Source organism: Actinoplanes sp. NPDC023714, from assembly GCF_040639855.1.
Lineage (GTDB): Bacteria > Actinomycetota > Actinomycetes > Mycobacteriales > Micromonosporaceae > Actinoplanes.
In genome coordinates this window covers 264,767-283,271 of sequence record NZ_JBFAAR010000001.1, presented here as the reverse complement: position 1 = coordinate 283,271, position 18,505 = coordinate 264,767, and the positions used below count along the sequence as shown (strand labels likewise).

Here is an 18,505-nt window from a genome sequence, read left to right as displayed (position 1 = left end):
CGCCGCAACAGATCAGTACCAGCCGACGTTCTGCGAGTGGCTCCACGCGCCGCACGGGGTGTTGTAGCGACCCTCGATGTAGCCGAGACCCCACTTGATCTGGGTGGCCGGGTTGGTCTTCCAGTCCGAGCCCGCCGACGCCATCTTGCTGCCCGGCAGGGACTGCGGGATTCCGTACGCCCCGGAGCTGCGGTTCGTGGCCTTGTAGTTCCAGCCACTCTCCTTCTTCCACAGCTTGTCGAGGCAGGGGAACTGGGCGAGGCCGAAGCCGGCGTCGAGCATCAGGGCACAGCCGATCTTGCGGCTGCCGCTGTAGTCGTTGCAGGACTCCGGGATGTCGCCGGTGTACGCCACCGGCCCGCCCGACTCGGCGGCCTTCTTCGCCTCGGCGGCCTTCTTGGCGGCCGCCTCCGCGGCGATCGCCTTCTTCTCCAGCGTGCGCGCCTTGCTCGCGGCGCTCTTCGCCTCGGTGGCCGCCTTCGCCGCCGCGGCGTCCTCCGCCTGACTGCGGAACGCCCGGGCCGCGGCGTGCTGCGCCTGGCGCGCCTTCAGCAGCTGCATCTCGTCCGCGTTCGCCTGCATGACGAGCTGAGACTCGGCGCTGGCCTGCTGGATCTCCCGGTTCTGTCCGAGGTAGACACCGCCGGCCAGCCCGGTGAGGAGAAGACCGACAGACGCCGCACGAACTCCGAGCCGGCTCCAGAGCCGCTTCACGAAGAATCCCTTCGTCGGGGGCAAGGATGGGCACCCCCGACGCCATGGTGGCCGGCCGATGCCCGCCAGCCACCATGGCGCAAGGTGAAGTGGATGTGAAATGCCAACGCGGTCTTGTGACTTTAGTCACACGTTTTTCTACTTCATTTCGGCACAAAGTGCCGCGACGGCGTCATCTCACAGGGGGATTTCTTCCAGAAGGTCGGTGACCACCTCGGCGATGGGAGATCGCTCCGAACGGGTCAGCGTGACATGGGCGAAGATCGGATGCCCCTTCAGCGCTTCGATCACCGCGGTCACGCCGTCGTGCCGGCCGACCCGCAGGTTGTCCCGCTGCGCCACGTCGTGGGTGAGCACCACCCGCGAGTTCTGGCCGATCCGGGAGAGCACGGTGAGCAGGACGTTGCGCTCCAGCGACTGGGCCTCGTCCACGATCACGAACGCGTCGTGCAGGCTCCGGCCGCGGATGTGGGTGAGCGGCAGGACCTCGAGCATCCCGCGGGCCATCACCTCCTCCACGACGTTCGCGTGGACGACCGCGCCGAGCGTGTCGAAGACGGCCTGCGCCCAGGGCGACATCTTCTCCGCCTCGCTGCCGGGCAGGTAGCCGAGCTCCTGGCCGCCGACCGCGTAGAGCGGGCGGAACACCACCACCTTCTTGTGGCGGTTGCGCTCCATCGTCGCCTCCAGGCCGGCGCAGAGCGCCAGCGCGGACTTGCCGGTGCCGGCCCGGCCGCCGAGCGAGACGATCCCGACCGACTCGTCCAGCAGCAGGTCCAGCGCGATCCGCTGCTCCGCCGAGCGGCCGCGCAGGCCGAACGCGTCGCGGTCGCCGCGGACCAGCTTCACCGTCTTGTCCGGGTTGACCCGGGCCAGGGCCGAGCCGCGGTTCGAGTGGATCACCAGGCCGGTGTGGCAGGGCAGCCCCTCCGCCTCCTCGACCTCCAGCTCGTCACCGGCGTAGAGGCCGGCCACCTGCTCCTCGCCGAGCTCCAGGTCGGCCATGCCGGTCCAGGTCGGGTCGCTGGCCTGGCCGTGCCGGTACTCGTCGGCGGTGATGCCGACCGAGGCGGCCTTGACCCGCAGCGGCATGTCCTTGCTGACCAGCGTGACGTCGCGGCCCTCCGCGGCCAGCCCGAGCGCCACCGAGAGGATCCGGGTGTCGTTCGAGTCGTTGCGGAAGCCCAGCGGCAGCACGCTCTGGTCGGCGTGGTTCAGCTCGACGCGCAGCGTGCCGCCCTCGTCGTTGCAGAGCACCGGCTGGTCCAGGCGGCCGTGCTTGATCCGCAGCTCGTCGAGCATGCGAAGCGACTGCCGGGCGAACCAGCCGAGCTCGGGATGGTGACGTTTCCCCTCCAGTTCGGAGATGACCACGAGCGGGACGACCACCTCGTGGTCGGTGAACCGGCGGAACGCCGCCGGGTCGGACAGCAGGACCGAGGTGTCCAGGACGAAGACCCGGCCGGCAGGGGCGGGTTCGGCGTCGGCGTGACGATCGCGGGTCTTACGGCGCCCGGTCGTCGAACGGCTGGAGACCTTGTCGGCCGGGGGAACTGCGACCCCGGCATCGGTACGGCGAGATGTCACAGGCCTGCTCCAGCGGGCGTGCAACCCGGCCACCCGCGGTCCGCCACCTCCGGCAACCCGGCACTGACACGGGGCTGGATTGCGGGCCCCGTGGCGCACTCGTCGCAGGTCCGGGCCGGCCGGCTGACTCGGGATGACCCCGTGCCATGACTCAAACGCTAGCGGGCGACAGCGTCCTGCGGTAGAGCACAAAATCTTGAGCCCAGGGGTGACGCTCGCCCCACGCGAATTTCACCGCGCATAAAAGACGACCATCCGCGGGTAGTCTGAGGCCGTGGCAGAGACCTCTCGTCCGACCCATCCGCTGACCACCGACGAGGCCTGGGCCTTCACCGCCGCGAGGGCCTCCTCGACCACCTTCTTCTTCGACTTCGACGGTGTCCTCTCACCCGTCACCGACGACCCGGACGCCTCCCAGCCGGTCCCGGCCGTGCTCGGCGTGCTGGAGCGGCTGGCCTCCGTGGTGCAGCGTGTGGCGATCGTCTCAGCCCGGCCGGTGAGCTTCCTGCGGTCGCGCTTCGAGACGCTCGAGGGCGTCGACCTCTACGGGCTGTACGGCCTGGAGGTGTGGCACGACGGCCGGGTGGTGACCGAGCCGGCCGCGCTGGAGTTCGTGCCGACCATGGACCTGCTCGCCGAGCGGGCCCGCACCGAGCTGCCCGCCGAGACGCTGGTGGAATACAAGCGTCTCTCGGTGGCCCTGCACTACCGCACCGCGCCCGGTCTGGCCGGCACGGTCGAGCGCTGGGGTCACGAGCAGGCCGAGCGGCTCGGCCTGCGGATCCAGGGCGGCCGCATGGTGGTCGAGCTGAAGCCCCCGGTCGACCAGGACAAGGGCATGGTCATCACCGAGGGCGTGCGGAACGCCGGCTGCGCGTGGTACTTCGGCGACGACATGTCCGACATCAAGGCGTTCGACGCGCTGCGCGCCCGCGAGGCCGTCGACCCGGCGTTCTTCGGCATGGCGGTGGCCGTGGCCAACCCGGAGACCGGCGCCGAGGTGGCCGGCGCCGCCGACCTGACCCTCGAGTCGCCGGAAGCGGTGGCCGCCTTCCTCGCCGACGGCCTGAAGCGCTTCTGAGCGGTCAGGCGCCGTAACGGCGCTGCCGGTTGCCGTACGACCGCAGCGCCCGCAGGAAGTCGATGCGGCGGAAGTCCGGCCAGTTCGCGTCGTGGAAGTAGAACTCCGAGTGCGCGGACTGCCAGAGCAGGAAGCCGGACAGCCGCTGCTCGCCGCTGGTCCGGATGACCAGGTCGGGATCGGGCTGGCCACGGGTGTAGAGGTGCTCGGCGATGTGCTCCACGTCGAGGATCTCGGCGAGCTCCTCGATCGTGCCGCCGGTCGAGGCGTGCTCGTAGAGCAGCGAGCGGACCGCGTCGGTGATCTCGCGCCGGCCGCCGTAGCCGACCGCCATGTTCACCTCGACGCCGTCCCGCCGGTCCTGGGTCTTCTCCTGGGCCGCCTTGAGGATGGCCGCGGTCGCCGACGGCAGCACGTCGAGCGCGCCGACCATCCTCAGCCGCCACGGGTTGCCGTCCTCGGCCAGCTCGGTCGCGAGGTCCTCGATGATCCGCACCAGCGGATCGAGCTCGGCGGCCGGGCGCTGCAGGTTGTCGGTGGCCAGCAGGTAGAGCGTGACGTGCTCGATGCCGGCCTGGTCGCACCAGGTCAGCAGCTCCTTGACCCGGGTCGCGCCGACGCGGTGGCCGTCGTTGGGGTCGACGAAGCCCATCTCGCGGGCCCAGCGGCGGTTGCCGTCGCACATGACCCCGACATGACGCGGCACCGGCTTGCCGGCGAGCTTGCCGGCCAGCCGCCGCTCATAAAAGGAATAGACCAGAGAACGCAGACTCATCACCGCAAAGGGTAGCCACCTCCGCGCGAGGCTCAAGCGGGGACGGCCCGGCACTGCACCATCCGCCACGCGATGCGCCCGATCGTGCGAGCGTCCAGCAGCCCGTCCGCGAGGCCGAGGTCCACCATCCGGGCGAACGTCCGCTCGTCCTGCCGGGCGGCGGCCACCGCGGCGTCCGCCACCGCCGGCCAGCCGGTCAGCCGGGCCGCGGCCGCGGAGTGCCGGAGGTGCCGGCCGAGACGCCGGCGCAGCGCCTCCCGGTAGCGGCCGGCCACGTCCCGCGGGCCGCGCGCCGCCGCCGCGCCGGCCAGCGCCCCGGAGAGCACCGCATAGAAGATCCCCTCCCCGGTCAGCGGGTTGATCAGGGAGAGGGCGTCGCCGGCGAGCAGCACGCGGCCGCGTCCCGCCGCCGGGCGGCGGGTGGACAACGGCAGGTGGTGCCCGCGCAGGCTTTCCGGTTCGGCGCCGGGCAGCAGGTCGGTGAGCCTCCGGCGGAGGTACGGGCGGGAGAGCGCCCCGCCGCGCAGCACCTCCCCGTACCCGACGTTGGCGGTGCCGTCGCCGATCGGGAAGCGCCACGCGTAGGCGGGCCAGCGCTGCCCGGTGGTGACGATGACCTGCTCGCCGGTGGCCGCCGACGGCGCGTAGCCGCGGATCGCGATCGCCAGGTGGCCGGGCGGGTTGGCCCCGTGGCCGAGGTGCCGGCGCACCACCGAGGAGGCGCCGTCCGCACCGATCAGCACCCGGGCCCGGTACCGCTCGTCGATGGTGATCGGGGCGTCCTCCCGTACCCGTCTCGCGGTGTGCCTGCGCAAGGCGGCACCCGCCGCCACCGCCGCACGCACCAGGCGCTCGTCGAAGATCCGCCGGGGCACGGTGTGCGCCGGTCGCGGCAGCGGCCGCGCCACCGCGGCACCGCCCGGCGCCACCAGCCGCAACCGCTCCACCCGCGGGAACCCGGCGACCGGATCCGGGACGCCGAGGCCGGCCAGCACGTCCACCGCCTCCGCCGCGATGCCGTCGCCGCACGGCTTGTCCCGGGGGAAGCCGGCCCGGTCCAGCAGCAGCACGCTCGCCCCGCCGCGGAGCGCCGCGAGGGCCGCCGCCGCACCGGCCGGACCGGCGCCGATCACCGCCACATCATAGACGTCCATGGTTCCCATAGTGACCGGCGCGCCGGACGCCGCACCCGCTCCCGAGGAGGTGGGAGCGGGTGCGGCGTGGTCTCAGGAGGCGTCGGCGAGGCGGGCGCGCAGGGCGTCCAGCTCCGACCAGAGCACCGCCGGCAGCTTGTCACCGAACTTGGTGAACCACTCGGTGACCTGCGGGATCTCGGCCAGCCACTCCTCGGTGTCGACCCGCAGCGCCGCCTCCAGCGCGGCCGGGTCGAGGTCGAGGCCGGTCAGGTCGAGCGACTCCGGCGTCGGCACGTGGCCGATCGGCGTCTCCACGGCGTCGGCCTTGCCGTCCAGGCGCTCGACCACCCACTTGAGCACGCGGCTGTTCTCCCCGAAACCGGGCCAGAGGAAACCGCCGTCGGCGTCCCGCCGGAACCAGTTCACGTAGAACACCTTGGGCAGCTTGTCGGCGTCGCCCGAGGCGCCCTTCGCCATGTCGATCCAGTGCTGGAAGTAGTCGCCGGCGTGGTAGCCGATGAACGGCAGCATCGCCATCGGGTCGCGCCGCACCACGCCGACCTGGCCGACCGCCGCCGCGGTGGTCTCGCTCGACAGCGTGGCGCCGAGGTAGACCCCGTGCACCCAGTCGCGGGCCTCGCTGACCAGCGGGATCGTGGTCTTGCGGCGGCCGCCGAAGAGGATCGCGTCGATCGGCACGCCGCGCGGGTCGTGGTATTCGTCGGCGAGGATCGGGCACTGCTCGATCGGGGTGCAGAACCGGCTGTTCGGGTGGCTCGACACGGCGTCCGAGTCCGGCGTCCAGTCCTGGCCCTTCCAGTCCACGAGGTGCGCGGGCGGCTCGCCCATGCCCTCCCACCAGATGTCGCCGTCGTCGGTGAGGGCGACGTTGGTGAAGACCGAGTTGCCCTTCGCGAGGGTGCGCATCGCGTTCGGGTTGGTGTGGAAGTCGGTGCCGGGCGCGACGCCGAACAGCCCGAACTCGGGGTTCGTGGCCCACAGCCGGCCGTCCTCACCGAACCGCATCCAGGCGATGTCGTCGCCGACCGTCTCCACCTTCCAGCCCGGCAGGGTCGGCTCGAGCATGGCCAGGTTGGTCTTGCCGCAGGCCGACGGGAACGCGCCGGCGATGTACCGGACCCGCCCCTCCGGTGAGGTGAGCTTCATGATCAGCATGTGCTCGGCGAGCCAGCCCTCGTCCCGGGCGGCCACGCTGGCGATCCGCAGCGCGTAGCACTTCTTGCCGAGCAGCGAGTTGCCCCCGTACCCGGAGCCGTACGACCAGATCTCCCGGGTCTCCGGGAAGTGCGAGATGTACTTGGTCTCGCTGCACGGCCAGGCGACGTCTTCCTCGTTCTCGGAGAGTGGCGCGCCGATCGAGTGCAGGCAGGGTACGTAGTCCGCGTCGTCGCCCATCGCCTCCAGGACCCCGGCCCCCATCCGGGTCATGATGCGCATGCTCGCCACGACGTACGGGCTGTCGGTGAGCTCGACCCCGAACATCGGCTGCTCGGCGTCGAGCGTGCCCATGCAGAACGGGACCACGTACATGGTGCGGCCGCGCATCGACCCCCGGTACAGCTCCGTCATGAGCTGCTTCATCTCGGCCGGGGCCATCCAGTTGTTGGTCGGGCCGGCGTCGGCCTCGTCCACCGAGCAGATGAAGGTGCGTTCCTCGACGCGCGCCACGTCGGACGGGTCGGTCCGCGCCCAGAACGAGTTCGGTTTCTTCTCCGGATTGAGGCGGACCAGCGCCCCGGACTCGACGAGCTCGTCGGTCATCCGGGCCCATTCGGCCTCCGAACCGTCGCACCAGACGATCCGGTCGGGGTTGGTCAAGGCGGCGACCTCGTCCACCCACGCCAGAAGGCGGGGGTGCGAGGTAGGGGGCAGAGACAAGATGAAGCTCCTTCGGTCGGCACTGACCAATGACGAATCAGCCGGGGAGGCCGGCACTGTCATGGGAGTCACATCAGCCTAGGCCGATCCCGCCTGGAGTTCATCGGTGAAACCTGTGGACAACCGCACAATCTATGGCCGCGATGCGCGTAGACGATCGATTCTTCGCCGCTTGACGCACGTGCGAGCACTCACGGCCCGAGGCACACCGCCACTCTGACAACTTTCACAAAAAGGACTTAACGCCTTAGACTTCCGCCTAATGGTGCTTTCCTCGCGGTTCCGGCCACAGGAGGCGGAATGACCACCCCGGCCCACGACGCGGACTCGGACACCGACCTGCTGAGCGCCGTGCGGGCCGGCGACACCGCCGCCTTCGGCACGCTCTACGAGCGGCACCACACGGCCGTGCGGAAGTTCGCCTTCGGCCTGGTGCACGACCCCGCCGACGTCGACGACCTCGTCGCCGAGACCTTCGCGAAGGTGTTCGCCACGCTGCGCGCCGGCCGCGGACCGCTGGTGGCGTTCCGCGCCTACCTGCACACCACGATGCGGCACGTCTGCTACCACCGGGCCCGGCTGGACCGGCGGATCGAGTTCACCGACGACCTGACCCGGTACGACGCCGGCGAGCCGTACACCGACCCGGCGCTGGACCGGCTCGAGCGCGCGTACGCGGCCGCCGCGTTCCGGCAACTGCCGCCGCGCTGGCGGGACGTGCTGTGGCAGACCGAGATCGAGGGGAACACCCCGGCCGAGCTGGCGCCGCGGATGGGCCTCACCCCGAACGCCGTGGCCGTTCTCGCCCACCGGGCCCGGGAGGGCCTGCGCAGCCTCTACCTCCAGCAGCATGTGACCGTCGCCGACCACCCGGAGTGCCGGTGGGCCGGCGAACGGCTCGGCGGTCAGGTGCGCGGCCGGCTCGCGGCCCGCGACGCCCACCGGATGCGGGCGCATCTCTCCTGGTGCTCCGACTGCCGGAGCCGGCTCGCCGAGATCCGGGAGATCGACGCCATCCGGCACGCACCGTTACGTCAACGTCACCATGCCGGGAGCCATGGTTAAGAGTCGGTCGCGACCGACGAAGACTCGGGTTCGCGGACAGCGCCGACGAGACCTCCCCAGGTACCCTCGACCCCGTGCCCCCGAATCCAGCGGAGTCGTCTCGCCTGCGTACACGCTTACAGGCACTCGTTCGCGAGCTGAGCAAATTCGGCACGGTCGGCGTCATCGCCTTCTCCATCGACCTGGCGATCTTCAGCGTGGTGCGCGGCGCCGGTGTCGAGCCGCTGCTCGCCAAGACCATCTCGACGATCGTCGCGACGACCGTCGCGTTCTTCGGCAACCGGTACTGGACCTGGCGTGACGGCCAGCACACCCACATGGCCCGGCAGTACACGCTGTTCTTCGTGATGAACGCGATCGGCCTGGGCATCGCCCTGATCTGCCTCGCGATCAGCCACTACGGGCTCGGCCGGATCTGGCCGGTCTTCGAGAGTCAGATCGCCGACACCATCTCGGGCCAGTTCGTCGGTACCGCGTTGGGTACCCTCTTCCGTTTCTGGTCATACCGTCGTTTCGTCTTCCGGGTCACCGGCGCCCCGGCACCGGACGGTACGGTTACCGCCGCCCCGCCACCGGACCGGGACGCGACGTCGCCGTCGCCGTCCGCCCACTGACCGACCGGTGTCTTCACCCCTGTACTCGTAAGGTTGCCCAATGTCCTCAGCCAGCACGTTGCCGGAACGCCTCCGGCGGCTCGCCCCGGAAGCCATCGCCTTCGGCATCATCGGCGCCGGCAACACGCTGCTCTACATGGCGATCACGTACCTGCTGCTCGACATCGGCGCCGTCAAGGCCAGTGTCATCGCCACGATCATCACGTGCACCCTGGCCTACTTCGCGAACCGGTACTGGACCTACCGCAACCACACGCGGACCGCGCTGCGCCGGGAGTACACCCTCTTCTTCGGCTTCAACCTGATCGGCATGGTGATCCAGTCCGGCGCCATCGCGATCGGCAAGTACGGGTTCGGCCTCACCGAGGAGCACGACGAGATCGCGTTCATGGCGGTCACCGTGCTCGGCATCGGCTTCGGCACGCTGTTCCGCTTCTGGGCGTACCGCACGTTCGTCTTCCTGAAGCCGCCGGTGGACGGCCACGAGGCCGCGATCACCGAGCTGGACGCGACGGCCGGCCTCGCCGAGCTGAGCGCCGCCGACGAGCCGGGCAGCGTGGCGCGCCTCGACCTGCAGGCGGAGCTGGACGCCCGCTGATCTCGCGTTCCCTCCTCGCGATCTTGTGAATTTCCGCAGCCCCGGTGCTGCGCGGCTTCACAAGATCGCTCCTCAGCGCCGGAACAGGCCGCGACGCGGTTCCGGCGCTGCTTCGTCTTCCGGCCCGTCCCCGTCCTCGTCCTCCTCCTCGGCCGGGCTGTGCTCGATCAGCTCGTAGAGAGTCGTCTGCACCCGCTGCGCGTGCGGCAGACCGGTCAGCACGGCGCTCTGGTCGCCGATCGAGTCGATGGTCAGCGTGCCGCTGCCGAGCATCCGATCCAGCACCGACTGGGCGAGCGCGTGATCGTTCACCCGGTTCAGCGGCAGGTCGCGCCGCTCCCGGACGAGCACGCCGTGCTGCAGCAGGATCCGCTCGTTGGTGAAGACGTAGTGCGTGAACCGCCAGATCACGAGCGGGCGCACGGCGTAGCGCGCCGAGTACCAGAGCAGGATCGCCGTGACGATCCACAGCCCGATCCGGCCGCCCTCGGTGCCGGGCAGCAGCACCCAGGCCATGATCTCCCCGGTCAGCGCGAGCAGCAGCACCGCGACCGGCAGGACCGCGGCCCTCCAATGCGGAGCCAGGTGGAGGACGACCTCCTCCTCGTCCGCGAGCACATCCTCCGGGAACGCCACGCGGTCAGCGTACGTGCAGCACGTCCCCGGCCGAGACCCGATGTTCCGCGCCGTCCTCCGTACGGATCACCAACTGGCCGTCGCCGTCCACCGTGGTCGCCTCGCCGGTCAGCTCGCCGCCGGACGGCAGCAGCACCCGCACCCGGCGGCCGATCGTGGCGCAGGCCCGGCGGTACTCGGCGGTCAGCCCGCACATCTCGGCGTCGCCGCCCGCCTCCCGCCAGCCCTCGTACCAGCGGGCGAACCCGCGCAGCAGCGCCCGCAGCAGCGGATCCCGGTCGGTGCTCTCCGCGCCGGCCACCCGCAGCGAGGTGGCCGCCGCGCCGCTCGTGGGCGGAAGCTCGTCCTCACGGGTGCTCACGTTCAGCCCGATGCCGATCACGATGGCGTCGCCGGCCACCTCGGCGAGGATCCCGGCGCACTTGCGGTCCCCGACGAGGAGGTCGTTCGGCCACTTCAGCGCGGCCTCGACGCCGGCCACCCGGGTCACCGCCTCACGCAGGGCCACCCCGGCGAGGAGCGGGAGCCATCCGTACGACCCGGGCGGCGCGACCGGCCAGCCACGCTCCGGATCCGGGCTACCCGGTCGCAACAGGACGCTGAGCGTGAGCCCGGCCCGGGGCGGCGAGGTCCACTGCCGGTCCCGGCGCCCACGCCCCGCCGACTGACTCTCGGCGATCACGACGAGCCCCTCCGGCTCCTCCCGCCGCCCGGCGTCACCGGCGTCGGCGTTCGTCGAGCCGGTCTCCTCCCGCACGTCGAACCGGGTCCAGAGCCCACCCGGCACGACCAGGGCGCGGGTCAGCGCCCGGGCGGAGAGCGGCGGACGGTCGAGATCGGCATAGGGAGTCACCCCGGCAGCCTATGCCGCAGCCGGCGGAGTGGCGGTCACACGGGTGCTCCTCGGGGTGGCCGCCCTCGAGCGGCGGCTCGTCGAGGTGGCCGGCCTTGGATGGCGGCTTTCGGGTGCCTGCGGCGCGTGGGGCTACTCGGGGGTGCCGGCGGAGTGGCGGCTCACGTAGCCGGGGGCCTGCGCGGCGGCCGGGCGCGGGCGGGGACGCGGGCGTTCACGGCGGCCGCGGCCCTCGGACCTCTCATGGCGGCGTTCTTCCTCGCGCCAGGAGCGGCGTTCGTCATGCCAGGAGCGCTTGTCGTCGCGGTCCCGCCAGGAACGGGGCAGCCGCGGGCGGCGGTCCTCGGGCGCGGGCGGCCAGGTCGGGGCCGGGCGGTCCTCCCGGGCCGGGCGGTCCTCCCGGGCCAGGCGATCCTCCAGAGCCAGGCGATCCTCCAGGACCATGCGGTCCTCCCGGGCCAGGCGGTCCTCCGAGGCGAGGCTCCAGGACGAGGTCTGGCGGTCCTCCTGGGCGAGCGGCCAGGCCGGAGCCTGCCGGTCCTCCCGCACGAGCGGCCAGGACTGCGACCGCACGACCGGCCAGGACTCCTCATCCTGAGCGACCGGCCACGGCTCCTCGTCCTGAGCGACCGGCCAGGATTGGGGGTGGCCCTCCTCCGGCGCGGGGGGCCAGGTGTGCGGGACGAAGGCGGTGGGCTCGGCGGCCTCCGCAGGGGTCAGATCGAAACCGGTCGCGGGTTCGTAGGCAGGCACCTGCGGCAGCCGCTCCACGGGTACCGGCCATCCGTAGCCGCGGGCCGACGGCTCCGGGTCGGCGTAGAGGTCGTCCGGGACCGGGGTCCAGTACTCCCCGGCCGGCGGACGGTCGTCCAGTTCCTGGTAGCGCGGCCGGACCCAGTCCTCGACCCGGTCACCGTAGTTGAGGTCCGACCGGTCGACAGCGGTGCTGCCGACGTACCCATGTGGTTTGAAAGGATCGTCGTAGCCGGGCTCGTCGTCGTATTCGGGATCGCTCACGTCGGGTTCCGGCTCGTCCTCCTCGACGATCTCGTAGTCCTCGTAGCCGAGACGCGGATCGGGGTCCGCGAGCATCACCGACGGCTCCGGGAGCATCAGGGACGACTCGGGGAGCGGGGCCTCGACCGGGTCCAGGAGCGGCTCCTCCGCGACGGCCGCCGGACGGGTCTGCGAAGCGGCCCGCCGCCGGCGAACCCGGCCGGTGCGGATCCCGCCCGCATCGGCCTCGCTGTTCCGGGACGCGCGGCGGGCGCCGCCACCGAAGATCACCGACCAGAACGTGATCAATGTGGCGAGGCCGCCTGCGATGAGTGCCAGCCCTGCCGCTGTCATCCAGTTCGTCACGAGGGGGGTAACGAATGGGACATTGAGTATGAAACGCTCCCGTAACGACGGCATCTCACCTGAACGGTGGCTTGGTTACGATCATCGCTGAGTGCATCGTCGCATCGGAGCGGGAGACCAACCGTGACATCGCAGCCGGACATCCATACGACCGCCGGGAAGCTCGCCGACCTCGCCCAGCGCACCGACGAGGCGGTGCACGCCGGATCGGCGCGGGCCATCGAGAAGCAGCACGCCCGGGGCAAGAAGACCGCACGCGAGCGCATCGAGATGCTGCTCGACAAGGACTCGTTCGTCGAGCTCGACGAGCTGGCCCGGCACCGCTCCACCGCCTTCGGGCTGGAGAAGAACCGGCCGTACGGCGACGGCGTGGTGACCGGCCACGGGACGATCGACGGCCGGCAGGTCTGCGTATTCTCCCAGGACTTCACGGTCTTCGGCGGCTCGCTCGGCGAGGTGTTCGGCGAGAAGATCGTCAAGGTGCTCGACCTGGCCATGAAGATCGGCTGCCCGATCATCGGGATCAACGACTCCGGCGGGGCGCGGATCCAGGAGGGCGTCGTGGCGCTCGGCCTCTACGCCGACATCTTCTTCCGCAACGTCCGGGCCAGCGGCGTCATCCCGCAGATCTCGCTGATCATGGGGCCGTGCGCGGGCGGCGCGGTCTACTCCCCGGCGATCACCGACTTCACCGTGATGGTCGATCAGACCTCGCACATGTTCATCACCGGCCCCGACGTGATCAAGACGGTGACCGGCGAAGAGGTCGGGATGGAGGAGCTGGGCGGCGCCCGGACCCACAACACCCGATCCGGCAACGCGCACTATCTGGCGTCGGACGAGCAGGACGCGATCGACTACGTCCGGGAGCTGATCTCGTTCCTGCCGTCGAACAATCTGGACGAGCCACCGACATTTCCCGAAATTTCGGACTTGTCGGTTGCGGACGCCGACGCCGCTCTCGACACCCTCATCCCCGACTCCCCGAACCAGCCCTACGACATCAAGAAGGTCGTGGAGACGGTCGTCGACGAGTTCCTCGAGGTCCAGCCGCTCTACGCGCAGAACATCGTGGTCGGCTTCGGCCGGGTCGAGGGCCGGCCGGTCGGTGTCGTCGCCAACCAGCCGATGAGCCTGGCCGGCACGCTCGACATCGCCGCGTCCGAGAAGGCGGCCCGCTTCGTCCGTACCTGTGACGCCTTCAACATCCCCGTGCTGACCTTCGTGGACGTGCCCGGCTTCCTGCCCGGCACCGGCCAGGAGTGGGACGGCATCATCCGGCGGGGGGCCAAGCTCATCTATGCGTACGCCGAGGCGACCGTCCCGAAGGTCACCGTGATCACCCGCAAGGCGTACGGCGGCGCCTACGACGTGATGGGCTCGAAGCACCTCGGCGCCGACGTCAACTTCGCCTGGCCGACGGCGCAGATCGCGGTGATGGGCGCGCAGGGGGCCGTCAACATCCTCTACCGCGGCGAGCTGGCTTCGGCCGAGGATCCCGCGCTGCGGCGGACCGAGCTCATTCAGGAGTACGAGGACACGCTCGCGAACCCGTACATCGCGGCGGAGCGGGGCTACGTGGACGCGGTCATCCGCCCGTCACAGACCCGCGCGCAGGTGACCCGGGCGCTGCGGATGCTCCGCACCAAGCGCGAGACGCTGCCGCCCAAGAAGCACGGCAACATCCCGTTGTAGCTCAGACCGTGGTTCCGTCCGGGAGCCACTGGCCGGCCAGCAGGAAGGCGCCGGTCAGCAGGGCCGCCAGGTTCACCACGAGGAAGACGCCCACCCAGAAGAGGGCGGGCAGGTGGGTCAGGCGGCTCAGCTGGTCGGCGTCCGAGTCGCGCATCCGGCCGCGACCACGCAGCTTCTGCAGCTCGAAGACCGGGCGGACACCGCCGAAGAGCAGGAACCAGACCCCGGCGTACGCGAAGACGGCCTGGACCTGAGGTGACGCGTACCAGGAGACGGCGAACACGATCGCGCCGGTGATCACCAGCGAGACCACGCCGAAGAGGTTCCTGATGTTGATGAGCATGAGCAGCAGGAGCACCACGGCGAGCCAGAGCAGCAGCGTGATCCGGTTGCCGCCGAGCAGCCAGGCGCCGAGCACGCCGACCAGCGACGGCGCGATGTAGCCGCCGAGCAGGGTCAGGATCATGCCGGGCCCGGTCGGGCGGCCCGCCGAGAGGGTGAGGCCGGACGTGTCGAACTCGAGGCGGATGCCCCGCAGCTTGCGCCCGGTCAGCAGGGCGATCAGCGCATGACCACCCTCGTGGGCGATGGTGACGGCGTTGCGGGCGACCCGCCACACCGGGCGGAAGGCCACCGCGAGGAACCCGGCCACCGCGGTCAGCAACACGAGAAGACCAGGTGGATCGGGCTGAGCGCCGAGGAGTTGATCCCACAGGTCAGTCACACCGTCGATCGACAACACGCGGGGGACTGTATCCGATCACGCTATGCGCGGGTTTCCGATGGTCACGCCGCACTATGCGCGGCGCCGGGCCACGACCTCGACCGGCTCGGGCTGCGGGCGGCGCAGCGAGCGATAGGCGACGACTCCGCCGGCCACCACGGCCAGCGCCGCGAGCGCCAGGAAGACCATGACGAATCCGGTGGTGGCGACGAGGATCGCCACATCGGCCACCGCGACCAGCATCCAGAGTGCGATCGTGGGCTTACTGCCGTGACGTCGGCAGTTCATGATGCACCTCCATCCGTGATGCTGAATCACTACCCAGCCGGATGGGGGTGCAATCAACGAGCCTTGAACCCCTGGAAGATCGCGTCGAGGTCGGCCTTCGCGGCGTCCCAGTCCTCCGGGGAGGTGTACCAGGCCACGGTCCAGGTGGTGTCCTCGATCTCGAAGACCCGCTTCACCACGCGCTGCGGGTTGCCGCCGCTGTTCGTCGTGTAGGTGAAGTTCCAGTCGGCCGCGTCACCGTTGTAGTCGATCTCGGAGATGCCGAGGTTGTTGTAGTTCCGGTAGTGGTCGGTGCTCTGCTGCTCCAGGTACTCGACCGGGTCGTCGAGCTCCTGGTCGATCTTGTTGATCAGCAGCAGCCGGTTGTTGTAGTTGACCCTCGTCTCGCTGCCGCCCCCGGACACGGATGCGTTCTTGGGCAGCGGCACGCTGAATCCAGACCCGCTATAGGTACGCCAGCCGCTGGGCGTTCCCTCGGCCGCCGCCGAGCTCGGCGCCACACTGGGAGCGGCCGGGCTGCTCGCGGCCGGCTTGGACGCTTCGCCCTTCGCCGGCGCGGCGCTCTCCCCGGTGGCCGGCTTCCCGGCCGCCGCGGCGGCGCTGTCCGTCGGCGTGGCAGCGGCCGAACCCTCCGCGTCGCTGCCGAACGCCTGCACCGCGATGATGACGATGAGCAGCAGGAACGTCAGCACGATCCCGAGCCCGACGGCCGCCTGCCGGTGCGTCAGCGTCGTACCGAACACGGTGATCCCCCGGCGCTCGGCCGGCCGCATCGGCATGGGCGTCCACGCGGGCCGGTTGGGCCGCTCGAAGCCGGGCGCCCCACCGAAGTTCCCGACGACCCGGGTCTCCGAGTCGCCGACCGGCACGCTGGGCCCACGCCGGGGCCCGGGCGGCGACAGAGGCGCGACGACGGACGTCTTGTCGGCCGGCGTCACCACGGACGTCTTGTCGGCTCCCGGCACGACCACGGACGTCTTGTCGGCACCGGGGTCGAAGACGGTGGTCCGCTCGGCGTCGGCACCCTTCGGACTCGGTAGTCCAGCACCGAGGACCGAGGTCTTGTCATCCGAACCGAGAACCGAGGTCTTCTCCTCAGTGGAGGGCTCGGCCTTTTCCGCGTCCGCGGAGGCTTCCGGCTGCTCAACGGCGGCCGGAGCCTCTTCCTTCACCGGGGCGTCATCCTCAGCAGCGTCGTCCTCGTCCTTGCCGGCCGGGGCCTCCGCGGATTCCTCCACAGCCGACGGCTTGGCAACGGGGAAGGCGATCTGCGCCGCCGCAGCCGAAGGAGCAGCCTCAGCCGCCTCCTCCTGATCGGATTCGGACTCGACCTCGTCCACCGCGGGCTTCGACTCCACCGCGGGCTTCGACTCCACCGCCGGCTTCGTTTCCGCGGACGGCTCCGGCTCGGCGGCCGGCTTCGTTTCCGCGGACGGCTCCGACTCGACCGCCGACTCCGACTCAGCAATCGGCTCCGACTCGACCGCCGACTCCGACTCAGCAATCGGCTCCGACTCCACAGCCGGCTCCGACTCCACGGCCGCCTTCGACTCGACCGCAGGGTTCGACTCCACGGCCGGCTCCGACTCCACGGCCGGCTCCGACTCCACGGCCGGCTCCGACTCCACGGCCGCCTTCGACTCGACCGCAGGGTTCGATTCCACGGCCGGCTTCGGCTCAGCGGCCGGCTGCTCGACATCGGGCGACACCGACGGCGGCGACGGCTGAGCGGGCACCGGCTTGGTGGGCGCCGAAGCCGACGACACCTGCCGGCCCGGAACACCGCCGGCCGGCATCACCGTGGTGGCCTGGGCGGACTCCTCCGGCGCCGGGACGATCGGGTAGGCGCCGGTAGCCGCCGCCAGCGAACGCTCGTGCTCGGGCGCGGCCGTCTTGCGGCGGTTGGCGGCCACGTCGGCGGCGGTGAAGCCGGTCCGGGCCGGGCTGACCGGCGCGGTCGGCGGCTGGGTGACCGGCGGCCGGGCTCCCGGGCGCGCACCGGGTCCCCGTGGCGCGGCGGGCGGCGGCGGGTACCCCGTACCCGAAGAATCAGTGACCGGCGGAGTATCGATGCGCGTGGCGTCGAGCGGCTTGGACGCCCCCTGACGACCACGGGCCGGCGGCTGAGCACCCTGCGGCGGCTGCTGCTGCGGACTCCGGGGCTGCGGCCCACGCGGCGGATCCGCGGGCGGGAGGCCACCGACCGGCGCCTTGCCCGGCACGAAGACCGGCGGACGCCCCTGCGGAGGCTGCCCATAAGGCCCTTGAGGAGCCTGCGGCCCCTGCGATCCCGGAGAGACCGGCGGCTGACCAGGCTGCTGAGCGCGAGGAGGCTGGCCCTGCTGCGCCCGAGGCGGCTGACCCTGCTGCGCGCGAGCAGGCTGACCCTGCTGCCCACGGATCGGCTGACCGGACTGGCCCTGCTGACCGAGAGCCGCCTGCCCGGACTGCCCCTGCTGCGCCGGCGTGACGGGCGGCCGCGGCGTGGGCACGACCGGCGCCGAGCCGGTGGCCCACCCCGATCCGGGCAGCACCGGCGGACCACCGGGACCGCTGGGCAGCGACGGCCGCTCACGCCCCACGCCGGGGCGGCGCATGGTCGGGCTCATCGGGAACGCGATCTTCGATCGGCGGCCGGCCGCGCGCGCCAGCAGACGCTCGGCCTCCTCCGCGTTGATGCGGTGCGCCGGGTCCTTGCGGAGAAGGCCGTTGAGCACGGGCTTGAGCTGTCCCGCATTGCGGGCCGGCGGAACGTTCTCGGTCGCCAGCGCCGCGAGCGTCGCGATGGCGGACGGCCGGGCGAACGGCGACTGCCCCTCGACCGCGGCGAAGAGGGTGGCGCCGAGCGACCAGAGGTCGGCGGCCGCGCCGGCCGTGCCGTCCCGGGCGCGCTCGGGGGCGATGTACGCCGGTGAGCCGAGCACCAGGCCGGTGCGGGTCACGTTCGGGTCGCCGGGGACCGTGGCGAGGCCGAAGTCGGTGAGCACGACCCGGCCGTCGGTGCCGAGCAGCACGTTGCCCGGCTTGACGTCACGGTGCACGACGCCGGCCCGGTGCGCGGCGCGCAACGCGTTCAGCACGCCCAGGCCGATCTCGGCGGCGCGGACCGAGTCGAACGGCCCGTCCTGCGCGAGGGTGTCCTGCAGGGAGCGGGACGCGACGTATTCCATGACGATCCACGGATCGGCGTCGGTCCGCAGCACGTCGAAGACGCGCACCACGTTGATGTTGTTGAGCCGGGCGATGGCGCGTGCCTCACGCAGTGAGCGCTCGCGCATCTCCTGCCGCTCGGCCGGGGTCAGCCCCGGCGGCGGAACGAGCTCCTTGATGGCCACGTCCCGGTGCAGGACGACGTCCGTCGCCCGCCAGACACGCCCCATCCCGCCCTGACCGAGCGGCGCGACGAGCCGGTACCGATCAGCGACAACGAGTGGGGGAGAAGAAGACATCACGCAGAAAATACCTGGTTCTGTCGAGC

At 71.3% G+C, this 18,505-nt stretch carries 15 protein-coding genes and 1 pseudogene; 5 read left to right on the top strand and 11 right to left on the bottom strand.

Annotation, left to right across the window (positions count from 1 at the left end; all coding sequences use genetic code 11):
• Nucleotides 1-12: 12 nt before the first annotated feature.
• Together AB0G10_RS01415 and AB0G10_RS01410 are read right to left on the bottom strand one after the other, a co-directional pair.
• The gene (locus AB0G10_RS01415) at nucleotides 13-714 is read right to left on the bottom strand and encodes a lytic transglycosylase domain-containing protein (protein WP_360914758.1); all 702 of its coding nucleotides are present in this window, start codon (nucleotides 712-714) and stop codon (nucleotides 13-15) included.
• A gap of 177 nt (nucleotides 715-891) precedes the next feature.
• A complete protein-coding gene (locus AB0G10_RS01410; RefSeq protein ID WP_360914755.1) occupies nucleotides 892-2,301 on the bottom strand; it encodes a PhoH family protein in 1,410 nt (469 codons plus the stop codon).
• Between the two features lie 274 nt (nucleotides 2,302-2,575).
• Here AB0G10_RS01410 and otsB point away from each other — a divergent pair, with 274 nt between their 5' ends.
• Nucleotides 2,576-3,382, top strand: coding sequence for a trehalose-phosphatase (gene otsB / locus AB0G10_RS01405; protein ID WP_360914752.1), 807 nt, complete (start codon nucleotides 2,576-2,578; stop codon nucleotides 3,380-3,382).
• Between the two features lie 4 nt (nucleotides 3,383-3,386).
• Here the strand turns inward: otsB and AB0G10_RS01400 are convergent, their stop codons facing one another.
• The 3 genes from AB0G10_RS01400 to AB0G10_RS01390 all read right to left on the bottom strand — a co-directional run bounded on the left by AB0G10_RS01400 (nucleotide 3,387) and on the right by AB0G10_RS01390 (nucleotide 7,255).
• On the bottom strand, nucleotides 3,387-4,157 hold the full coding sequence (locus tag AB0G10_RS01400) for an isoprenyl transferase (protein ID WP_360914749.1): 771 nt from the start codon (nucleotides 4,155-4,157) through the stop codon (nucleotides 3,387-3,389).
• Between the two features lie 32 nt (nucleotides 4,158-4,189).
• Nucleotides 4,190-5,311: a geranylgeranyl reductase family protein gene (locus AB0G10_RS01395; protein WP_360914747.1), complete on the bottom strand. Its 1,122-nt coding sequence runs from the start codon at nucleotides 5,309-5,311 to the stop codon at nucleotides 4,190-4,192.
• 72 nt (nucleotides 5,312-5,383) lie between these two features.
• Nucleotides 5,384-7,255 carry a phosphoenolpyruvate carboxykinase (GTP) gene (locus AB0G10_RS01390; RefSeq protein WP_360914744.1) on the bottom strand — a complete coding sequence of 624 codons (1,872 nt, stop codon included), beginning with the start codon at nucleotides 7,253-7,255 and terminating at the stop codon, nucleotides 5,384-5,386.
• A gap of 237 nt (nucleotides 7,256-7,492) precedes the next feature.
• Here AB0G10_RS01390 and AB0G10_RS01385 point away from each other — a divergent pair, with 237 nt between their 5' ends.
• The 3 genes from AB0G10_RS01385 (at nucleotide 7,493) to AB0G10_RS01375 (ending at nucleotide 9,469) form a co-directional block, all read left to right on the top strand.
• Nucleotides 7,493-8,257: a sigma-70 family RNA polymerase sigma factor gene (locus AB0G10_RS01385; RefSeq protein WP_360914741.1), complete on the top strand. Its 765-nt coding sequence runs from the start codon at nucleotides 7,493-7,495 to the stop codon at nucleotides 8,255-8,257.
• Nucleotides 8,258-8,331: 74 nt separating this feature from the next.
• A complete protein-coding gene (locus AB0G10_RS01380; protein WP_360914738.1) occupies nucleotides 8,332-8,871 on the top strand; it encodes a GtrA family protein in 540 nt (179 codons plus the stop codon).
• A gap of 40 nt (nucleotides 8,872-8,911) precedes the next feature.
• Nucleotides 8,912-9,469: a GtrA family protein gene (locus tag AB0G10_RS01375; RefSeq protein ID WP_127543416.1), complete on the top strand. Its 558-nt coding sequence runs from the start codon at nucleotides 8,912-8,914 to the stop codon at nucleotides 9,467-9,469.
• Between the two features lie 72 nt (nucleotides 9,470-9,541).
• Here AB0G10_RS01375 and AB0G10_RS01370 read toward each other — a convergent pair whose 3' ends face one another.
• The 3 genes from AB0G10_RS01370 to AB0G10_RS01360 all read right to left on the bottom strand — a co-directional run bounded on the left by AB0G10_RS01370 (nucleotide 9,542) and on the right by AB0G10_RS01360 (nucleotide 12,308).
• On the bottom strand, nucleotides 9,542-10,105 hold the full coding sequence (locus AB0G10_RS01370) for a PH domain-containing protein (protein ID WP_360914735.1): 564 nt from the start codon (nucleotides 10,103-10,105) through the stop codon (nucleotides 9,542-9,544).
• A gap of 4 nt (nucleotides 10,106-10,109) precedes the next feature.
• Nucleotides 10,110-10,958 carry a biotin--[acetyl-CoA-carboxylase] ligase gene (locus AB0G10_RS01365; protein WP_360914732.1) on the bottom strand — a complete coding sequence of 283 codons (849 nt, stop codon included), beginning with the start codon at nucleotides 10,956-10,958 and terminating at the stop codon, nucleotides 10,110-10,112.
• A gap of 132 nt (nucleotides 10,959-11,090) precedes the next feature.
• A complete protein-coding gene (locus AB0G10_RS01360; RefSeq protein WP_360914729.1) occupies nucleotides 11,091-12,308 on the bottom strand; it encodes a hypothetical protein in 1,218 nt (405 codons plus the stop codon).
• 135 nt (nucleotides 12,309-12,443) lie between these two features.
• On the opposite strand from AB0G10_RS01360, the gene AB0G10_RS01355 reads away from it, so the two are divergent.
• On the top strand, nucleotides 12,444-14,015 hold the full coding sequence (locus tag AB0G10_RS01355) for an acyl-CoA carboxylase subunit beta (RefSeq protein ID WP_360914727.1): 1,572 nt from the start codon (nucleotides 12,444-12,446) through the stop codon (nucleotides 14,013-14,015).
• Nucleotide 14,016: 1 nt separating this feature from the next.
• Here the strand turns inward: AB0G10_RS01355 and AB0G10_RS01350 are convergent, their stop codons facing one another.
• The 3 genes and pseudogenes from AB0G10_RS01350 to AB0G10_RS01340 form a co-directional block, all read right to left on the bottom strand.
• Nucleotides 14,017-14,757 (bottom strand): M50 family metallopeptidase, encoded by a 741-nt coding sequence (locus tag AB0G10_RS01350; RefSeq protein ID WP_360914724.1) that lies wholly within the window; start codon nucleotides 14,755-14,757, stop codon nucleotides 14,017-14,019.
• A 54-nt stretch (nucleotides 14,758-14,811) separates the two neighbouring features.
• Nucleotides 14,812-15,027: a hypothetical protein gene (locus AB0G10_RS01345; RefSeq protein WP_360914721.1), complete on the bottom strand. Its 216-nt coding sequence runs from the start codon at nucleotides 15,025-15,027 to the stop codon at nucleotides 14,812-14,814.
• 2,582 nt (nucleotides 15,028-17,609) lie between these two features.
• A pseudogene (locus tag AB0G10_RS01340) lies at nucleotides 17,610-18,476 on the bottom strand (serine/threonine-protein kinase); the annotation flags it as partial.
• Between the last annotated feature and the right edge of the window lie 29 nt (nucleotides 18,477-18,505).